Origin of the sequence: Chitinophaga sp. YR627 (assembly GCF_900114995.1) — a bacterium.
GTDB lineage: Bacteria > Bacteroidota > Bacteroidia > Chitinophagales > Chitinophagaceae > Chitinophaga.
The window spans coordinates 18461-36418 of record NZ_FOUX01000008.1; the positions used below are offsets into that span (position 1 = coordinate 18461).

The 17958-nt window shown below is 45.9% G+C and carries 15 protein-coding genes; 8 read left to right on the plus strand and 7 right to left on the minus strand.

All coding sequences use genetic code 11. From position 1 onward, the window contains the following. Positions 1–126: 126 nt before the first annotated feature. The 6 genes from kduI (at position 127) to BMZ72_RS34230 (ending at position 6562) form a co-directional block, all read left to right on the plus strand. Positions 127–963 (plus strand): 5-dehydro-4-deoxy-D-glucuronate isomerase, encoded by an 837-nt coding sequence (gene kduI / locus BMZ72_RS34205; protein WP_089815707.1) that lies wholly within the window; start codon positions 127–129, stop codon positions 961–963. Positions 964–969: 6 nt separating this feature from the next. Continuing rightward, complete coding sequence (locus tag BMZ72_RS34210; protein ID WP_089815709.1) at positions 970–2109, plus strand: DUF4861 family protein; 1140 nt, start codon at positions 970–972, stop codon at positions 2107–2109. Between the two features lie 22 nt (positions 2110–2131). Further along, on the plus strand, positions 2132–2896 hold the full coding sequence (locus tag BMZ72_RS34215) for an SDR family oxidoreductase (protein ID WP_177223044.1): 765 nt from the start codon (positions 2132–2134) through the stop codon (positions 2894–2896). Between the two features lie 22 nt (positions 2897–2918). Continuing rightward, positions 2919–3986 (plus strand): LacI family DNA-binding transcriptional regulator, encoded by a 1068-nt coding sequence (locus BMZ72_RS34220; RefSeq protein WP_089815713.1) that lies wholly within the window; start codon positions 2919–2921, stop codon positions 3984–3986. A 120-nt stretch (positions 3987–4106) separates the two neighbouring features. Then, positions 4107–5306, plus strand: a complete 1200-nt coding sequence (locus BMZ72_RS34225) for a glycoside hydrolase family 88 protein (RefSeq protein ID WP_089815715.1) — start codon at positions 4107–4109, stop codon at positions 5304–5306. Beyond that, entirely contained in the window at positions 5306–6562 is a 1257-nt protein-coding gene (locus tag BMZ72_RS34230; protein ID WP_089815717.1) for a DUF2264 domain-containing protein, read from the plus strand. The genes BMZ72_RS34225 and BMZ72_RS34230 overlap by 1 nt, the downstream gene beginning before the upstream one ends. Here BMZ72_RS34230 and BMZ72_RS34235 read toward each other — a convergent pair. From BMZ72_RS34235 to BMZ72_RS34260, 6 genes are all read right to left on the minus strand, one after another. Beyond that, the gene (locus tag BMZ72_RS34235) at positions 6559–7236 is read right to left on the minus strand and encodes a response regulator transcription factor (protein WP_012794385.1); all 678 of its coding nucleotides are present in this window, start codon (positions 7234–7236) and stop codon (positions 6559–6561) included. The two genes, BMZ72_RS34230 and BMZ72_RS34235, sit on opposite strands and share 4 nt — an antisense overlap. After that, positions 7208–7960, minus strand: coding sequence for a sensor histidine kinase (locus tag BMZ72_RS34240; RefSeq protein WP_177223022.1), 753 nt, complete (start codon positions 7958–7960; stop codon positions 7208–7210). The genes BMZ72_RS34235 and BMZ72_RS34240 overlap by 29 nt, the downstream gene beginning before the upstream one ends. Before the next feature lie 53 nt (positions 7961–8013). Next, complete coding sequence (locus BMZ72_RS34245; protein WP_089815721.1) at positions 8014–8649, minus strand: hypothetical protein; 636 nt, start codon at positions 8647–8649, stop codon at positions 8014–8016. A gap of 219 nt (positions 8650–8868) precedes the next feature. Next, positions 8869–9327, minus strand: coding sequence for a hypothetical protein (locus BMZ72_RS34250; protein ID WP_089815723.1), 459 nt, complete (start codon positions 9325–9327; stop codon positions 8869–8871). Between the two features lie 750 nt (positions 9328–10077). Beyond that, complete coding sequence (locus tag BMZ72_RS34255) at positions 10078–10590, minus strand: hypothetical protein (RefSeq protein WP_089815725.1); 513 nt, start codon at positions 10588–10590, stop codon at positions 10078–10080. 99 nt (positions 10591–10689) lie between these two features. Then, positions 10690–12999 carry a GH92 family glycosyl hydrolase gene (locus BMZ72_RS34260; protein ID WP_089815726.1) on the minus strand — a complete coding sequence of 770 codons (2310 nt, stop codon included), beginning with the start codon at positions 12997–12999 and terminating at the stop codon, positions 10690–10692. A gap of 151 nt (positions 13000–13150) precedes the next feature. Here BMZ72_RS34260 and proB point away from each other — a divergent pair, with 151 nt between their 5' ends. Together proB and BMZ72_RS34270 are read left to right on the plus strand one after the other, a co-directional pair. Continuing rightward, positions 13151–14185 (plus strand): glutamate 5-kinase, encoded by a 1035-nt coding sequence (gene proB / locus BMZ72_RS34265; protein WP_089815728.1) that lies wholly within the window; start codon positions 13151–13153, stop codon positions 14183–14185. A 24-nt stretch (positions 14186–14209) separates the two neighbouring features. Next, the gene (locus BMZ72_RS34270) at positions 14210–15457 is read left to right on the plus strand and encodes a glutamate-5-semialdehyde dehydrogenase (RefSeq protein WP_089815730.1); all 1248 of its coding nucleotides are present in this window, start codon (positions 14210–14212) and stop codon (positions 15455–15457) included. Here BMZ72_RS34270 and BMZ72_RS34275 read toward each other — a convergent pair. After that, complete coding sequence (locus BMZ72_RS34275) at positions 15450–17897, minus strand: glycoside hydrolase family 9 protein (protein WP_089815732.1); 2448 nt, start codon at positions 17895–17897, stop codon at positions 15450–15452. The genes BMZ72_RS34270 and BMZ72_RS34275 overlap by 8 nt on opposite strands. Between the last annotated feature and the right edge of the window lie 61 nt (positions 17898–17958).

A 17958-nucleotide genomic window follows, 5' to 3' on the forward strand; every position in this document is an offset into this window, starting at 1 on the left:
TATTTTATGCAAACGTTTGCAATTTTCCGCATTAAGCGGTATCTTTCATCCAGGTTATGAAAAAGGTGCACTGATACAAGCATCCCCATAATTTATTATCATTTCCAAAACCTAATATGTCGTAATATGACTGCAGAAACCAGGTACGCCTCCAGTCCGGCGGAGGTTCTGAGCTGGAATACAGCCCAGACCAGAAAGGAACTTTTGATTGAACAGCTGTTCGTACAGGATGAGATTAAACTGGTATATAGTCACTATGACCGCTTTGTCACAGGTGGTATTTTCCCGGTTACAAAACCATTGCAACTGACGGCCCCTGACCAGTTTAAGGCGGCTTATTTCCTGGAAAGGAGAGAGTTGGGTATCATCAACGTAGGTGGTGCTGGTGTGGTAACGGTGGATGGTGAAACCTTTGAGATCGGCTTCAAGGAAGCGCTGTATGTAGGCAAGGGGAAGAAGGAAGTGTCTTTCAGCAGCAAAGACAGTGCAGCACCGGCGAAGTTCTACCTGAATTCAACACCCGCACATCATGAATATCCAAGCCGCCATGTTACCCGTAAAGATGCGGAAGTCGTGACGTTGGGCGCAATGGAAACGTCTAATCACCGTACGATCAATAAATTACTTGTCAGCACTGTATTACCTACCTGCCAGTTACAGATGGGGATGACAGAACTCAAGCCCGGCAGCGTATGGAACACCATGCCTGCACATACACATGACAGACGTATGGAAGTCTATTTCTATTTTGAAGTGCCACAGGGGCAGTCCGTTTGTCATTTCTGGGGCCAGCCACAGGAAACCCGGCATATCTGGATGCAGAACGAGCAGGCGGTAATCTCTCCGCCCTGGTCTGTTCACTCCGGCGCCGGCACCAGCAACTACACTTTCATCTGGGGTATGGCAGGCGAAAACCTGGATTATGGGGATATGGACGTATGCGCAATACCTGATCTCAAATAGTCATTTATGAAGCGGATATTATTACTGTTAATGGCAGCAGGAGTATGGCATTCCGCCTTGCTGGCCAATTCCACGGATAATGGGAAAGCTGCTCCGGTAAGCATTACCATCAAAAACACTTCTGCGATCGCCCGTACGGAGGAGATTGTTGAAATACCTTATGCAAAGCTTGGTCGTCTGACAGGCGCCTTTAAACTGGTGAATAAACAGACAGGAAAGGAAGTGCCTTATCAGATCGCTTATGAGGGTTCTCCTCAGCCACAGTTGCTGTTGGTACAGGTAAGTGTACCGGCTAATAACAGTGTTATTGTAACGGCGGTTGCTGGTCGGCCGGCAGTTGTAAAACCGCGTACCTACGCACGTTACGTACCCGAGCGCAAAGATGATTTTGCCTGGGAGAATGACCGGATCGCTTTCCGTATGTATGGTGCAGCCCTGGAGAACTTCCCGGCAGAAAATGCGCATGGTATTGATGTCTGGACAAAACGTACGCCTGAACTGGTATTGAACAGATGGTACAAGACAAACGACTATCACCATGATAACGGACAGGGACTGGATTACTACCATGTAGGGATGACCCTGGGCGGTGGGGATATTGCACCTTATCTGCATGACTCTCTCTATTTCCCAAAGAACTACAGGACATGGAAAGTGCTGGATAGTGGTCCGTTACGCTGTACTTTTCAGCTGGGCTACGAACCCTGGCAGGTAGATGGCAAAACGGTTGCCGTAGTGAAAACAATCTCCCTGGATGCTGGTGCACAGTTGAATAAAATGAGTGTATCGTATACGTTACAGCAAAGAGATAGTCTGCCGGTAGCAGCAGGTATCGTAAAACGTGCCGACCCTGGTACCTTACTCCTGGATGAAAAGACAGGCGTGTTAGGATACTGGGAACCGGAACATGGCGCTGATGGTATTACAGGTCTTGGACTGGTTATACCAGTGCAGAAGGGACATATGAAAGTAACCGATCAGCATCTGCTGGCAACAGCAAATGCCAGCGGAAAAGAGCCGTTTGTATATTACTTCGGCGCTGCATGGAATAAGGCAGGGCATTATACCAGTGCGACAGCATGGTTTGCATATCTGCAGACATTTGCCGCTAAACAGGCGGCTCCACTGGAAATTAACATCAACTAGTAAAACTGTATGGCTATTTATGATCTTACAATCTTTTGATCTGACAGGTAAGACCGCTCTGGTAACAGGATGTAAAAGAGGTATTGGTATGGGCATGGCGGTGGCGCTGGCGGAAGCGGGCGCAGATGTTATAGGTGTATCTGCATCACTGGAAAAAGAAGGGAGTGAAGTGGAAAAAGCAGTGAAGGCGACAGGCCGGCAATTCTATGGCTACCAGTGTGATCTGGGCAACCGGGAAGCGCTTTACGCCTTTGTAAAGGAAGTGCATACAAAACATCCCGTAGTGGATATTCTGGTGAATAATGCCGGTACGATTCTCAGAAAACCGGCGGCAGAACATCCTGACGAATACTGGGATGAAGTGATCAATATCAATCTGAATGCGCAGTTTATTCTTACCCGTGAAATCGGGAAAGGAATGATCGAACGAGGCAGCGGAAAGATTATCTTTACAGCATCGCTACTCACCTTCCAGGGAGGTATCAATGTGCCCGGATATGCCGCCAGTAAAGGAGCCGTAGGTTCGCTGGTAAAGGCATTTGCCAATGAATGGGCAGGTAAGGGGATCAATGTGAATGCAATTGCACCGGGATATATCGCTACTGACAATACAGCTGCATTACGTGCAGACGAAAAACGAAGCGCTTCCATACTGGAGCGTATCCCAGCCGGCAGATGGGGAGAACCAGCCGATTTTAAAGGACCGGTTGTGTTCCTGGCATCTGCTGCTGCTGACTATATCCATGGCACGATACTGACTGTTGACGGAGGATGGATGGGGCGTTAAAACAGCACCTATATACTGATCTATGAGCAAAAGAACTGAAAAGACAATCGTTGACATTGCGGAAGAGCTGAAACTCTCCATATCTACCGTTTCCCGTGCGCTGAATAATCATCCGAATATCAGTGTCAAGACAAAGGAAAAGGTGAAGAAGATGGCGAATAAGCTGGGGTATCGCCCCAATGCAATGGCAGCTGGTTTGCGTAACAGCAAGAGCCGGACCATCGGACTGGTGGTACCGCGTATTTCTATGTTCTTTCCTGCCACGATCAGTACCGTTATTCAGAATAAACTGTATGAACATGGCTATCATGTGCTGATCTGTCAGTCGAATGATTCGCTGGAACAGGAGATTGCGCTGGCGGAGACATTATACTCCACCAGGATCGATGCACTGGCAGTTTCCAGTACTTTATATACAACGGACTTCTCTCACTTTGATATCTTCAAGGATAACAATATTCCCCTGGTATTCTTTGACCGTGTGCCAAAGGATTATCAGGCGAAAGTGGTAAGGGGAGATGATTATCTCGGAGGATATACTGTAACAGAACACCTGATAGAAAAAGGATGTAAAGATATTGTGCATATCTCCGGACCACTGACCTGTAGTCTTTATGTAGATCGCGTGGCGGGTTATAAGAATGCCCTGCGTAAACATAAGATACCATTTCAGAAATCGCGCGTGTTCTACCAGGAACTGACGAAAGAGAATGCGCAACAGACATGTGAAAAGATCTTTGCCAAAAAGCCCTGGCCTGATGGTGTATTCGCCGCAAACGATACAACAGCGATCACTATCCTGGAGCATTGTCGCAAGCTGAATCTGCGCGTGCCGGAGGATATTAAAATAGTGGGTTATTCCAATGATCCGCGTGCGGAAATTATTACGCCTACCATTACATCAGTAGATCAGTTCCCGGCATTGATGGGAGAGCGTGTCGCAGCTGCATTACTCGATCTGATGCAACAGCCGGCATCTACGCCACAGCGTTATTCGGAAGAGATCGTACCTATCGAACTGATAGAGCGTGCATCTTCGGCAGCAGCTGAGACTACAGCAAAAAAAGTTGGTAAAAAGAAAGTAAAATAAGGCAGGGTTGCTGTTAATAAACAGCCCTGCTTTTCTTTTATACATACATGCAAACGATTGCGTAAAAATAATTGGTCAATCACCGTACAATTTGTAGTGCGGGTAATAAAATTACACGAGATGAAAAAACTATCACTCCTATTCTGTGCATGCCTGCTAACAGGCGCCATTACAACAGGGTATGCTCAGCAGAGCAACCGCAAAAAGGAACTCATTGCTACCGCTGACAAAACGCTGGACCTCGCCGTACGTCAGTATAAACTGATGATGCAGCATGTACCTGACGACGTATTACCACGTACAACCAATAATGAAGACGGCAGTTTTGTGACGGCAAAGACAAATTGGTGGACAGCAGGTTTTTACCCCGGCACACTGTGGTATCTGTATGAATATTCCAAAGACAATACCCTGAAGCAGGAAGCACTGAAACGTACAGCACAGGTGGAGGTTGAGAAGAATAACAAGGGGACGCATGACCTTGGGTTTATGTTGTATTGCAGCGCCGGTAATGCGTATCGTATCACTAAAGATCCGAAGTATAAGGAAGTACTGCTGACAAGTGCGCGTTCACTGTCTACCAGGTTCAATCCGAAAGTAGGTTGTATCAAATCATGGGATCATGGCAAATGGGAATTCCCGGTGATCATTGATAACATGATGAACCTGGAACTGCTGAACTGGGCTACCCGTGTCAGCAAGGATCCTTCGTTTGACCACATTGCACGTACGCATGCGAATACAACTATAAAACATCATTACAGGAAAGACTACAGTTCTTACCACGTAATTGGTTATGATAGTACCACTGGTGCAGTACTGGCAAGAAATACCGCACAGGGTGCGAATGATACATCTGCCTGGTCCCGTGGACAGGCATGGGGACTCTATGGTTACACCATGATGTACCGTGATACCAAAGACAAAGCTTATCTGGCACAGGCGCAGCATATCGCTGATTATATCCTGAATCATCCACGTATGCCGGAAGATCTGATCCCTTACTGGGACTATGACGCACCTGGCATTCCGAATGCACCGAGAGATGCTTCAGCAGGAGCAGTAGCTGCGTCTGCATTACTGGAACTGAGCCGTTACACAAAAGGAGCAACTGCTACCCGTTACTGGAATGCAGCAGAGAAAATGCTGGAGAGTTTAGCTAGTCCGGCTTACCTGGCGAAAGAAGGAGAGAACAACAACTTTATCCTGATGCATAGTGTAGGTTCTATTCCGCATAAATCAGAAGTGGATGTACCACTGACCTATGCAGACTATTACTTTGTAGAAGCTTTATTACGATACAAGCAATGGGCTAAATAATGCACAGACGTCATTTTATAAAAGCTGTTCCCCTGGCCGGTATGGCAGGGGTGGTAAAATCAGGACACTTCCTGCTGGCAGAGCGTATGCCGGCAGGAAGTGCTGCTGTACAGGCGGACCGTGAATACTGGGTGCAGTTGCTGACCCGTATTGCAGAACCAGTGATGAAATCGCTGAGTATGGGACAGTTGCGTCAGCAGATGCCGCTCGAGGTTGCGCCAGGATATAATAAGCCAGTGGAAAAAGTGACTTATCTGGAGGCTTTCGGACGGACTATGGCCGGTATTGCACCCTGGCTGGAACTGGGTGCAGATGGAACAGCGGAAGGCAAAATAAGGGCTCGTTTTATTGAATACGCATTGAAGGGAACTGCGCAGGCGGTGCAACCAGGTGGGCCGGATCAGATGAATTTTACCGGACAGTTTGATGGACAGCCACTGGTGGATGGCGCATTTCTCGCGCATGCATTTATCCGCGCACCTAAACAGTTATGGCAGCCCTTACCCGATACGGTGAAACAACAGATCGTAGCGGGCTTTAAAAGTTTGCGGAGCATACGGCCGGGATATAATAACTGGTTGTTATTTGCCGGTATCATAGAGGCTGCATTATTGTTGTTTGGAGAGGAATGGGACGGTATGCGTGTGGATTATGCCATAAAAAAACACCAGGAATGGTATAAGGGAGATGGCATGTATGGAGATGGGGCGGATTTCCACTTTGACTACTATAATGGTTTTGTGATCCAGCCGATGCTGACAGATATATTGAAGGTCCTGTCAGATGCCCGCAAGGCGCCGGTAAAAGATTATGAGCAGTCGATCAGCCGGATGCAGCGTTACGGAGAGATACAGGAACGGCAGATCTCACCGGAAGGCACATTCCCGGTCGTAGGGCGCTCTATGACCTATCGTAATGCCGTTTTTCAGCCATTGGTACAGCTGGCATTACACGAACAGTTACCGGCCACACTGACGCCAGGTCAGGTAAGAGCGGCACTAACGGCAGTAATGAAACGGATATTTGAAGCAGCGGGTACGTTTGATAAGAAGGGCTGGTTACAGCTGGGCTTTTGCGGACATCAACCGGAGATAGCGGATGTCTATACTTCTACAGGTAGTTTGTACCTGTGTACGACAGGGTTTTTAGCATTGGGCCTGCCGGCGGACCACACTTTCTGGACAGCAGCTCCGGAGGAGTGGACGTCCCAAAAAGCATGGTCGGGTAAGGCAGTAAAAAGAGATCATGCGCTTTAATCGGTGTTGATGTCTATCAGGCCGTATCTGATACCAAAGATCACGAGTCCCACACGCGTCTTTACCTTCAGTTTGTCACACAGACTGCTTTTATAATCATCAATGGTACGCGGACTGACAAACATTTTCTGGGCAATTTCCTTGTAGGAGAGCTCAGTACAGAGGAATTGCAGAAATGTCTTTTCTTTTGGTGTCAGTTCGATCTTCTCACTGAGCGATAATACGTCTTTCTGCAAACCGGAAATGACTTTCCCGGAGATATAATCAGGCAGATAAAAGTCTTTCTTTATAATAGAATCAAATGCTTCTTTGAGATCATCCGGTTCTACATTTTTCATGATATAACCTTTTGCACCTGATTTCAGCATTTTGATGATGACTGACTCATCATTGAGCATAGAGAGCGCGAGTACTTTGATCTGAGGGAAATGGTTATTGATCCAGGCAGCGGTTTCGTAACCGTTCATGCCTGGCATGTTAACGTCGAGTATGAGTATATCCGGCAACTGTAACTCACGGTTATTGATGATCTTGATCACTTCTTCGCCGTTGCTGGCTTCAAAGAGGATGAAGTAATCAGTAAAAGTATTAATCAGCCTGCCAAGCGCTTTTCTTACCAGCACATGGTCATCGGCAATGGCAACACTATATTTCGCTTTCCTGGTTATGCTCATGTAATGACTCTTTGTTTATGGGTATAGTGATCCGAATGGCTGTTCCGCTATTTTTCGCACTATTGATATGGAATGTGCCTCCTATCAGGGAGGCCCGTTTTTTAATGTTCATTAATCCAAGGCCTTTCAATCTTTCCTGTCTTGCAAACAGTGCTTCGGGATCGAAGCCGACACCATTATCCTTGATTTCCAGAATGATGATATCTGTTTTATGGGAAAGCCGGACTTCTACCTTAGTGGCTTTTGCATGTTTGACAATGTTATTGAGCATTTCCTGTACAATGCGGAAAAGTATAATCTCAGTCTGATGGTCCAGCAGGTTCCTTACGTCGGCAAAATTAAAAGAAGTTTCGTACAAATTGGTCCTTTTCAGTCTCTCCAGCTCGAAGTCGATAGAGTTGGCAAGACCGATTTCGGTAACGCGGTCTGTATGTAAACTGCGGGAAAGATCTCTTAATTCTGTGATAGCTTTCTGTAAAGCCTTTCTGCTTTCTTCTATATATTCATGTGCCTCACTGTTATTTTCAACTGGTACGGTTAACAGGGAAAGTGCTACAAAGGTGAGCGACTGCCCGATATTATCATGTATTTCCTGGGAAAGGTGTCCAAATACATTTTCCTGGATTTCCAGTTGTGATTTTAATAGTTCCTGTTCATACCTTTCTTTCATCAGGTTGAGTTCCTGCGCCTGTGCCTGCCTGCTTTTCTGATTCAGTATTAACATAATAACGATAAAGCCCACCAGCAAAACAAGCAGGAAGAGGGACGTAAAAATGACTAGGAATACCTCCTGAAAATCAGATTGCATATAAACGAAATGCTGAACAATAAATATAGGATAATATTTACCATAAGGTTGATGAAATAAAGTGTCTTTAAGTTATAAAAGGGCATTAATGATATGGCATTTACTACTCCTGTCAGTGGCGGACTGCAGGTATAAAAGAAGAGCAGGCCGGTGGATACCCAGAAGGCAGGCTCCTTCAGCAGGCTATGCGGTCCGGGATATTTAATACGTTCATAAAAGTAGCAGACACTGGCTGTTACTACTATAACGCAGCCGGATAGAAACGTATAAGTATTGAAAATAGTATTAGTTCCCTGAATCAGGAACAGGTTAATAAGCGCCAATACCGGATATGCAAACATCAAAACACCCATTACACTGACAAGTCTCGCATTTGTCATAAAAGATCGGAGCAGGAAGATCAGGTATGTAAAGTTGATGATGGCATATAGGTTATAGAAGATCAGGTTTCGTTTATTATGGATACTATACCACCAGGCGACTACTTCCACAATAATAGTTACCAGTATATATACAATGAATGAGTTCAGGTACCGTGGAGGGTCTTTCTGCAGTTTAGCCAGCAATGCTGTGATAAAACAGATAATAATGATTAATACATGCATAGGTAACTGGTATAGAGACGTATGAGAAAACACGAGCATATATGTATGTACGCAGGACATAGAATATTGGTGGCAAATGTTTTGAACTGTTATGAATGACTTGTATGCGACTGGTAAATTAGTAAAAGTGCAGAAAAGATAATTTCCTCCTTATTAAAAAAACTGCCGGATGGTAATATCCGGCAGTTTTAGAACATGATTTATGTGGATGGGGAAACATTAAATTTTGGAAAGCTGAAGCTCAGCAATTTTGTGACCAGTTCTGCTTTGATCGCCTGTACAATAAGGCGGACAAGGCAATCCGAAGTTGAACGCGATTATCTCAGGTCCGTCTGGTGTAGAAACATACATGTCTTTATTTTCGGTTTTACCGGTCTGACCGGCTTTCTGCTGCGTAGCAACAAAAACTATCGTCTGCCTGTCCTGAAGTAATACGTTCTCCGGAAAAACAGATGGGTATGCCCCGAAATAAACCCTGATGCCATCTGCACCAGCCGCTTCAGCAGTCTCGATATATTGCTTCAGCTCGTCCAGGCTGTACCATACGCTCAGAGAATCAGGCTTTCCAAGTCGCTCAGAATTAGCTCTCCATCTGTTTTCTCTATAGTTTTCGCGTAACATTGAGACGTGCTTGTTATCTACGAACTGACCTGCTTTCATGATTTTTGCGGCTGACATAAGATATGTATTTTTAGGTTTATTGAATCTCGTTAACAACCTAAAACTAGGTTTAAAAGCATAGGGGTTTTACTGTAAGTTTATGATTATCATAACATTACAAACATGAGAAATTTATAATTACTATCTAATCAGATCATATATAGTTTTATATAATATAAAATCCGTGTATTTATGCTCCTTTTTTGTGTGAACATGAAGTTAAAACTGCGTGAATATCGGTATATTTTTACCGCATAATACCGGTGGTGAAAAAAAATCACATGTAACTACTGCTTTTTCTGTGTGCTTTCGTTCAGAATCTTCCCCTTATTATATAACAATTGAAAAATGGCTGATTTCTCACCGGGAAACATCGGTTATATAATGACCGTGATTCACGCAGTTTGTATTTGCGTAAATCTACATTTCCTTTTGATTCATTGCCGGTTTTTTATCCCCACTTACCTCTAATGGAAAGACTGTTTATCAGTTATTTATCGCGTTAAAATGCGCTATTGGTATGAGTCACAGGCGTTTTGCTATACCGTGGTTTTTTTGCGTGTTATAACAGGTAACTTAAGGATGTGTCTTGCATTCTCCGTTTACGTTCTCGATGAAGGTCAGATCAACTTTATTTTCTCTAATATTGAGAAGGCAATTAAGCCTGAATGCTGATTTAAAATATTGTACCCTTTGAAAACCCTAATTGTATTGTCCCCCCCAAAGTACCATAACTGGCCTGCTTTTTAGCAGGCCTTTTCTTTTGTATTATTTCAACTTCGTGTTGCCTTCAATGATATACTCTTTCAATGCAGGAAGATCATGAAAGAAGCGAAAAGCTATGACCGTATCTGCTGTTTTATCATCTGCTGGACTGAACAATGTTATCTCCGTTTCGCTGTCTGTAATCCAGGCATTTTTTGTGCCTGCCGCGGCCTGACCGGTGGAGGGCTCTCCGTACAACTGACTCAATCGCCATGCCAGTTGTTCGTTGGCCTCCTGCGGATACAAAAAAATGCGGTTTATGAACCCGCCTTCGTTAATGCCGGCAAACAGGTATTGCAGGTCAATACCGGTGTCATCCCGTTCAATCGTACCCCTGGCATTGCCGGTAAAGGCATGATAATGAGCAGGATCCGGATAAACGCGGAAGCGGTTTTTGCAGTTATAAGAGGGAAAAGGTAACATGCCCGGAATATGTTCCGGCTTTTTTCCAAGCTGTATTTCACCAATGCCCAGGTTGTGGAACCTGAAGCTGTAAGAGGGTGGTATCGCTTTCATATGTATGGGTTAGTACTTATAAATTTACACAAAAAAGTAAAAGGGACGGACAAGAGGCATTTCCTCTCATCCGTCCCTTTCCTTTTATGCGGGGAGCGACTATTTCTTTGGCTTAGCACCCATCTGGAATACCAAACGGCCTCCATTCATGATATCAGCATGACTGATAGCATTTTTTGTTACAGGTTGACCATTCAGGGTCACTTTCTGTACATATACGTTTTTGTCGCTCTGATTGATCGCTTCAACTGTAAACGTCTTACCATTTTCCAGCTGAATACTTGCTTCTTTTACTGCAGGGCTACCCAGGATGTACTCATCTGATCCCGGACATACAGGGTAGAAGCCCAGGGACGTAAAGATGTACCATGCACTCATTTGTCCGCAGTCATCGTTTCCACCCAGACCATCAGCACCTGGATGATACATTTTCTTTAGGATCATACGCACTCTTTCCTGTGTTTTCCATGCTTCTCCGGTCCAGTTGTACAGGTATGCTACGTGGTGAGATGGCTCATTACCATGTACGTAGTTACCAATGATACCATCACGGGTGATGTCTTCTGTCTCTGCAAAGAATTCATCAGGCAGGTGCATGGTGAACAGGGAATCCAGGTGTTTAGAGAAACGCTTTTTTCCACCGTTTAGTTCAATCAGCTGAGCAGGGTATTGCGGTACATACAGACTATAGTTCCATGCATTTCCTTCGATGAAGCCCTGATTGTCGGTTTTCAGCGGATCGAAGGCCACACGGAAAGTACCGTCATTCAGACGTGGACGCATGTAACCGATGCTGGCATCGTATACATTGCTGTAGTTCTGAGAGCGTTTGATAAATTCATCATAGATATCCTGCTTGCCCAGTTTCTTCGCAATCTGTGCGATACACCAGTCATCATATGCATATTCCAGTGTTTTAGATACTGATGCGCCGCTCTTATCTTCTGGTACATAACCTTTGTCGATGTAATAACCGATGCCATCATAACTACGGTGTCTTGCTGTTGTTACACAGGCTTCCAGTGCTTTTTCCTGATCGAAAGGTGCATTGCCTTTGATAATAGCATCTGCTATCAGGGATACGCTGTGATAACCGATCATACACCAGTTTTCATTGGCATAATGTGACCATACCGGCAGCATATGCTGTACGCTCTGATCGTAGTGTGCAAGCAGAGACTGTACCATATCAGCGTTACGCTTAGGCTGGATAACGTTGAATAACGGATGCAATGCTCTGTAGGTATCCCACAGGGAGAAAGTGGTATAGTTGGTAAAGCCTTCTGCTTTGTGGTTATTCTGATCCAGGCCACGGTAGCTACCATCAATGTCCATGTAAGTAGTAGGGCTGAGGAAGGCGTGGTACATCGCTGTATAGAAGTTGATCATCTCGTCGTTGCTGTTCAGCTGAGCGGTCACTTTATGCAGTTCTTTGTTCCATTGTGCCTGACCATCCTGTTTTACCTTGTCGAAATCCCATCCTGGTATTTCTGCACGGAGGTTTGCCAGTGCTCCCTCGGTGCTTACCGGAGACAGCGCAAACTTGATCTTGATCTTTTCACCTGCCTGTACTTTGAAATCAAACCAGGCTCTGATCTGACGGCCAGCCATTTCAGGGAAATTATGTGCTACGTCAAACTTGCGCCAGAAGCCTTTGTATACATCATTTGCATAGTTCTGATGACCATACTGAGAGATCGGTTTGGAGAAGGACATGGCAAAATATTCTGTCCTCGTACGCGCCCATCCGTTAGTCTGACGATAACCAGTGATCAGGGTATCGTTTTCAACTCTTACGAATGTCCATACATTCTTGTTGCCATAGTTATAGATACCTGCCATCAGATCCAGGATGATATGCGCCTGGTCTGTCGCTTCGGTGAAAGTATACTGATGAAAGCCTACACGGTTGGTGGTGGTCAGTTCAGCAGTGATGTTATATTTATCGAGTTTTACTTTATAGTAGTCTGCTTCAGCTACTTCGTTATCGTGAGAGAAGGTAGAGCGGTAACCTGTTTCCGGATTTGTCGCTGTACCAGGGTTCAGCAGCAGTTTACCGGTAGTCGGCATGATCAGGAAATCTCCCAGATCAGAGTGACCGGTACCGCTGAAGTGCGTATGGCTGAAACCTGTAATGGTTTTATCTACATACTGGTATCCTGCGCAGTATTTATAAACGTCCGGGTTATAACGGCCGTTCATTTCATACGGAAGGGTATCTGTTTCCGGGCTCAGTTGCACCATTCCGAATGGGACAGTGGCGCCGGGATAGGTATGTCCCATCTTCTCCGTACCGATAATAGGTTTAACATACTGCACCAGGTTTTTGTCCTGGGCCTGCAGGGAAAGCTGCGTGCATAATGATAATGCAGTGAATAATGAAAGACGAGTAGCCAAACGTGCGCCCATTGTCAATGTGTATTTTAGCGATTAGATAACCCCGCAAAATAAAAGTTCCGGGGTAAACGACTTGTCACAGCCGGGTAAAAGAGTTTAAATGAAATGTAAATAATGAAAAAATGAGGCATTTTCAATATTTTGTCGGCAAATTCAGCGAGCAGTGACAAAACCGATATTAGTAATAAAATTTGGGACAGCTTCCATTACACATGAAAACGGGGAGCTGGATGAAACAATAGTGGCTTCAATAGCCAGGCAGGTGGCCGATCTTAAGGATGAATACAATATCGTATTAGTGTCATCAGGAGCCGTAGCTGCAGGTAAGAAGTACCTGAAGAATTACGGGGGTACGATGAGCGAACGTAAGGCAGCAGCGGCGATAGGTAACCCCTTGCTGCTAAGCAAATATGCCCGTTACTTCTCGCCGTATGACATCGCCATCGCCCAGAGTCTTTGTGAACGCAGGCATTTCAGCAACAGGGCCCAGTTCCTGCAGCTAAAGAAGACATATGAGGAATTATGGGCCAGTGGCGTGATCCCCGTGGCTAATGAGAATGACGTGGTGAGTGACCTGGAACTGAAATTTTCAGATAACGACGAACTGGCCACCCTGATAGCAGTTGGTTTCGGCGCCAGTATGCTGCTGTTCAGCACTTCCGTAGGAGGCGTCCTTGACAGGGAAGGGAAGGTCGTTCCCAAGATAGATGCGATCGATGAGTCGATCCTGTCACTGGCAGACACCAAAAAGTCCAACCTCGGACTGGGAGGTATGGTATCCAAGCTCACTTTTGCCCGCCTGGCCACCCGGATGGGTATTAAAGTAGTGATATTCGGTATCCATACTACAGATGGGATCCTGAATGCTATCGCGGGTAACACGGGTACTTTATGTCTGCCGCAGGAATGTAGTATGCCTGCCCGTAAGAAATGGCTGGCCAGCGGTAGTCTCGTAACCGGCCGTGTGCTGGTGGACGAGGGTGCGCTCGCAGCTCTGCAGAAAAGACGTAGTTTGCTGGCAGTAGGCGTCCTGACCGTGCTGGAGAGATTTGAAGGCGGAGAGGTCTTTGAGATCGTCGATGAGGAACATAATGTTATTGCAGTAGCGCGTGCGAAAGTGTCCTCTGATCTTTTGTCAGATGAGGGCAAGGTGCAGAATCTCGAGATCGCACATGCTGATGACATCGTGTTGTTATAAACAATTGTGATAAAAAACCAGAAGATGGAATCTATACAACCTTTACTGGAGAAGGCGCAGGCAGCCACCCCTTCACTCAAGACACTGCCTGATGCGCAAAAGCAGGAATTGCTGCGGAAGCTTTCCACTGTAGTGGAAGCAAATACCGATGCAATCGTTGCGGAGAATAAAAAGGACCTGGATAAGATGTCTGATCAGGACCCCAAAAAAGACCGTTTATTATTAAATACTGCCCGCATTAAACAACTGGTGGATAGTCTGAACGATATAGCCGGTCTGCAGGACCCGGCCAACCAGCTACTGGTGGAACGAACCCTGGACAATGGCTTACAGGTACAGAAACGTACAGTGCCCCTTGGCGTGGTAGGAGTTATATATGAATCAAGACCGAACGTTACACTGGATGTAGCGGCACTCTGTATCAGATCAGGGAATGTGGCCGTGTTACGTGGCGGTACAGACGCATTCCATACGAATATTATCCTGGTTGACCTGATACAGCAGGTACTAAAGGAGTTTAATGCCGATCCCAATGCAGTACAGTTATTGCCGGTAGACAGAGCGTTAATCGGTGAAATGCTGACAGCGGTTAAATATATTGATATCATTATCCCGCGCGGGTCACAGCAGCTGATCGACTATGTACGCGCAAATTCCAAAGTACCTGTTATCGAAACAGGAGCAGGGGTTTGTCATACTTATGTGGAAAAGACCGCAGACCTGAAGAAGGCCAGCGCTATTATCACCAACGCAAAAGTATCCCGCCCTTCCGTGTGTAATGCGCTGGATACGGTGCTGGTAGATAAAGATGTAGCGCCTGATTTACTGCGTTTGCTCGCTAATTCCTTACAGGATTATGATGTAGAGATCTTTGCAGATGAACTGTCTTTTAACCTGTTGGAAGCCCTGGAATATCCTTACCTGATCAAGGCTACGCCTGCTGATTTCGGACGGGAATTCCTGGATTTTAAATGTTCGGTGAAAGTGGTAGATGGACTAGAGGAAGCCCTGCAACACATACAGGAATATTCATCCAAACACTCTGAAGCTATTATATCACAGAATACCACACTCAGCGAACGTTTCCTGAATGAAGTGGATGCTGCAGCCGTATATGTGAATGCTTCCACCAGATTTACAGACGGTGGCATATTCGGATTAGGTGCTGAAATTGGTATCTCTACCCAGAAGCTGCATGCACGCGGACCTTTTGCGCTGGAGAAACTGGTGACAGAGAAATGGTTCGTCAGAGGTGACGGACAGGTCAGATAGTACAATCATCGACCCTTTTAAATCGATATCCTTTTTGTTTAAGATACTTAATCAGCTGTTGTAAATGCAGGTACAGTTTATCCCTTCTCCGGGGATCTGTACCTGCATGGATCAGCAGTATAACTCCATTCAGTTTTCCCGTCCGCTGCTGCTCAAAAGTCTTTACAGACTGAATGATCGTTTCACTGCTTTTGTAGGTTTTTCCCATTTCAGGATATGTATAATCTGCATTACTACCGGTACCCGGTGTGAAGCAGACAATCTGTAAGCCTAGGTTTGCAGACCATTTAGCGATGCTGTCATTCCACCATTCATATGGCGGGATGAAGCAGTTGACCTTGTCGGTATCGATACCCAGTTGCCGCATGGCGACCAGGTTATTGTGGATATCTTCCGTGAATTGTTGCTGTGTTATCAACAGACTATCCCGCTTTTGCCAGTCGCAATACAAAAGGTGTTTATCTGAGTGCGGACCGAGATAATGCCCTTCCCTATATAATCGCTGAATACCCGTTTTAAACTTCGACTGGCGATAAAAATTACCAGTAAAGAAAAAAGAACCTTTGACCTTTTCCTGTTGTAAAGTTTGTGTGATGGCGGATAGCCCCTCTCCGAATTCATCTGCTGTAAAGACCAGTGCAATTTCCTTATGCGTACTATCCATCCTGGTGATGCCTCCCTGTGTAACTGTATAACCTTTTTCTCTGGCGGCATGCTCCTGGGCTGCCAGCAGATAGATAAGCACAGCAGTACCATCCATAGTTGGTTCGTTGGTGCTGTAATCGCCATAATCATCATGGTATACGGCCAGATCGCTCTGGAATTCCGCATATTCGTCTGCATCCTGTAACTGAATCCCGATCAGGTTTTTGAAGATATTCGTATATACCGGACCATCTACCAGTCCGCCATCAATAGGATACTGTTTAAGGTGTGTAAAAGAAGAATGAGGATCCGTTGGGGTATCTCCATGAGCAGGCAATCCATACACCATAGCAGTGCCCCAGGGATTACATCCGAAGATCCAGTCAAAACAGGCCTGTTCCAGTTGAAGATAAGTATTGTCACCGCTCAGTTCCCGGTACCAGTAACACTGTATGGCAAAAGCGACGGTGAGATTATTGCTGCACCAGATGAATGGAATGCCCCTGTAAAATGCATTCTTCGAGGCTTTCTGCCAGACCCGTTCTATCCCTTCCCGGTAATAGCGGATCAGGGTATCTTTTTGCGGACCTTTTATTTGTCTGGCCAGTTCTGCATGGCCCTGATTGATGAAAGGATACCATTGATAATGGCGGGCAGTGTCTTTCCCTAACCAGGGCGTGACTGGTTCCTGGCGGGCAAAGTCGAGTGCATGGGGAAGGTAGGCTTTTCCCAGAGAAGCGGCTGCCAGTTCCATGTCATCTGTCCAGTTATCTTCTTCATAAAAATAGGGGGAACGCCCCGGCGCCGTCTGACAAACACCCGGTTTGGCCATTCCGAAAGCATAGGCAGCCCTGGCTTTATGACCGAGGGTATCTGCATAGCCGGCATGGATGTTTGTGAATAACTGTTGCCCAAGGGCAAAACAGCTGCTGAATTTTCCGGCGGTGGATGCAGTACCGGTAGTCCGGTTTTTATACTTCAGGAGCCCTTGTGGTTCGCCGGTACAGAAATATACAGGTCGTTCCAGTCCGCGGCCATAAAAATTGGTATCCTGCTTTGGAATACGCATTCCCTGATGGTCCCTGTCATCACCTATCTGGTTATACATCCTGTCGTCCCGGGGATTCATTTTAATGAGCCAATCCAGCCCCCATTTTGCCTCATCTAGCACATCAGCTATACCATTGCCGCCTGGCAGACCGTTTGCCTGTAATGAGTCTGAAAATACGCCGGGGAAGTCGCGCCAGGCAGCCAGCAGGTGCCAGGTCGCGTTGGCAGAAGTAGTGACATATTGCAGATAGTCAGAGGCGTCATGCCAGCCACCGGAAACAGGGATAAATGCTGTATCCGGGCCGTATACCGGAAAGCCGTCGTGCGTATGACAGGAGTCTTTCAGAAAAGGATTGAAACCGCTACGTTGCTGACGCATATATCGCAGACAAAAGTCAGCAGCTCCTTTATAAGCAGTATCGCTGATGAGGAATGCCGGAGATGTTGCTTTTGCAGTTTGCAGATAGTACTGTCCGGGCGAGGTAAAAGAAGAGAAGTCCAGTCGGGCAGTTTGGCTGAAAGGACCATAAGCGCCTGCGGCCCTGCCTGCCTTTCCTTTATACACAACTTTGCCTGTAGCGGCGTTGACCAGTTCAAAATATTTTAATGTATCTTGTTCTTTACTGCACCAAACCGCAACCTTGCTGCCCAGGGGCGCATATCCAAGTTGATTGATACGTATCAGGTCCGCAAGAACGGGAAGGCTGATAAATGCGGACAATACCAGCAGGAGCAGCTTTTTCATATACACGCGGTTTTGGTTGAAGTACTGTGAAAATATAAATTAATTCGTTTTTCTGCATACA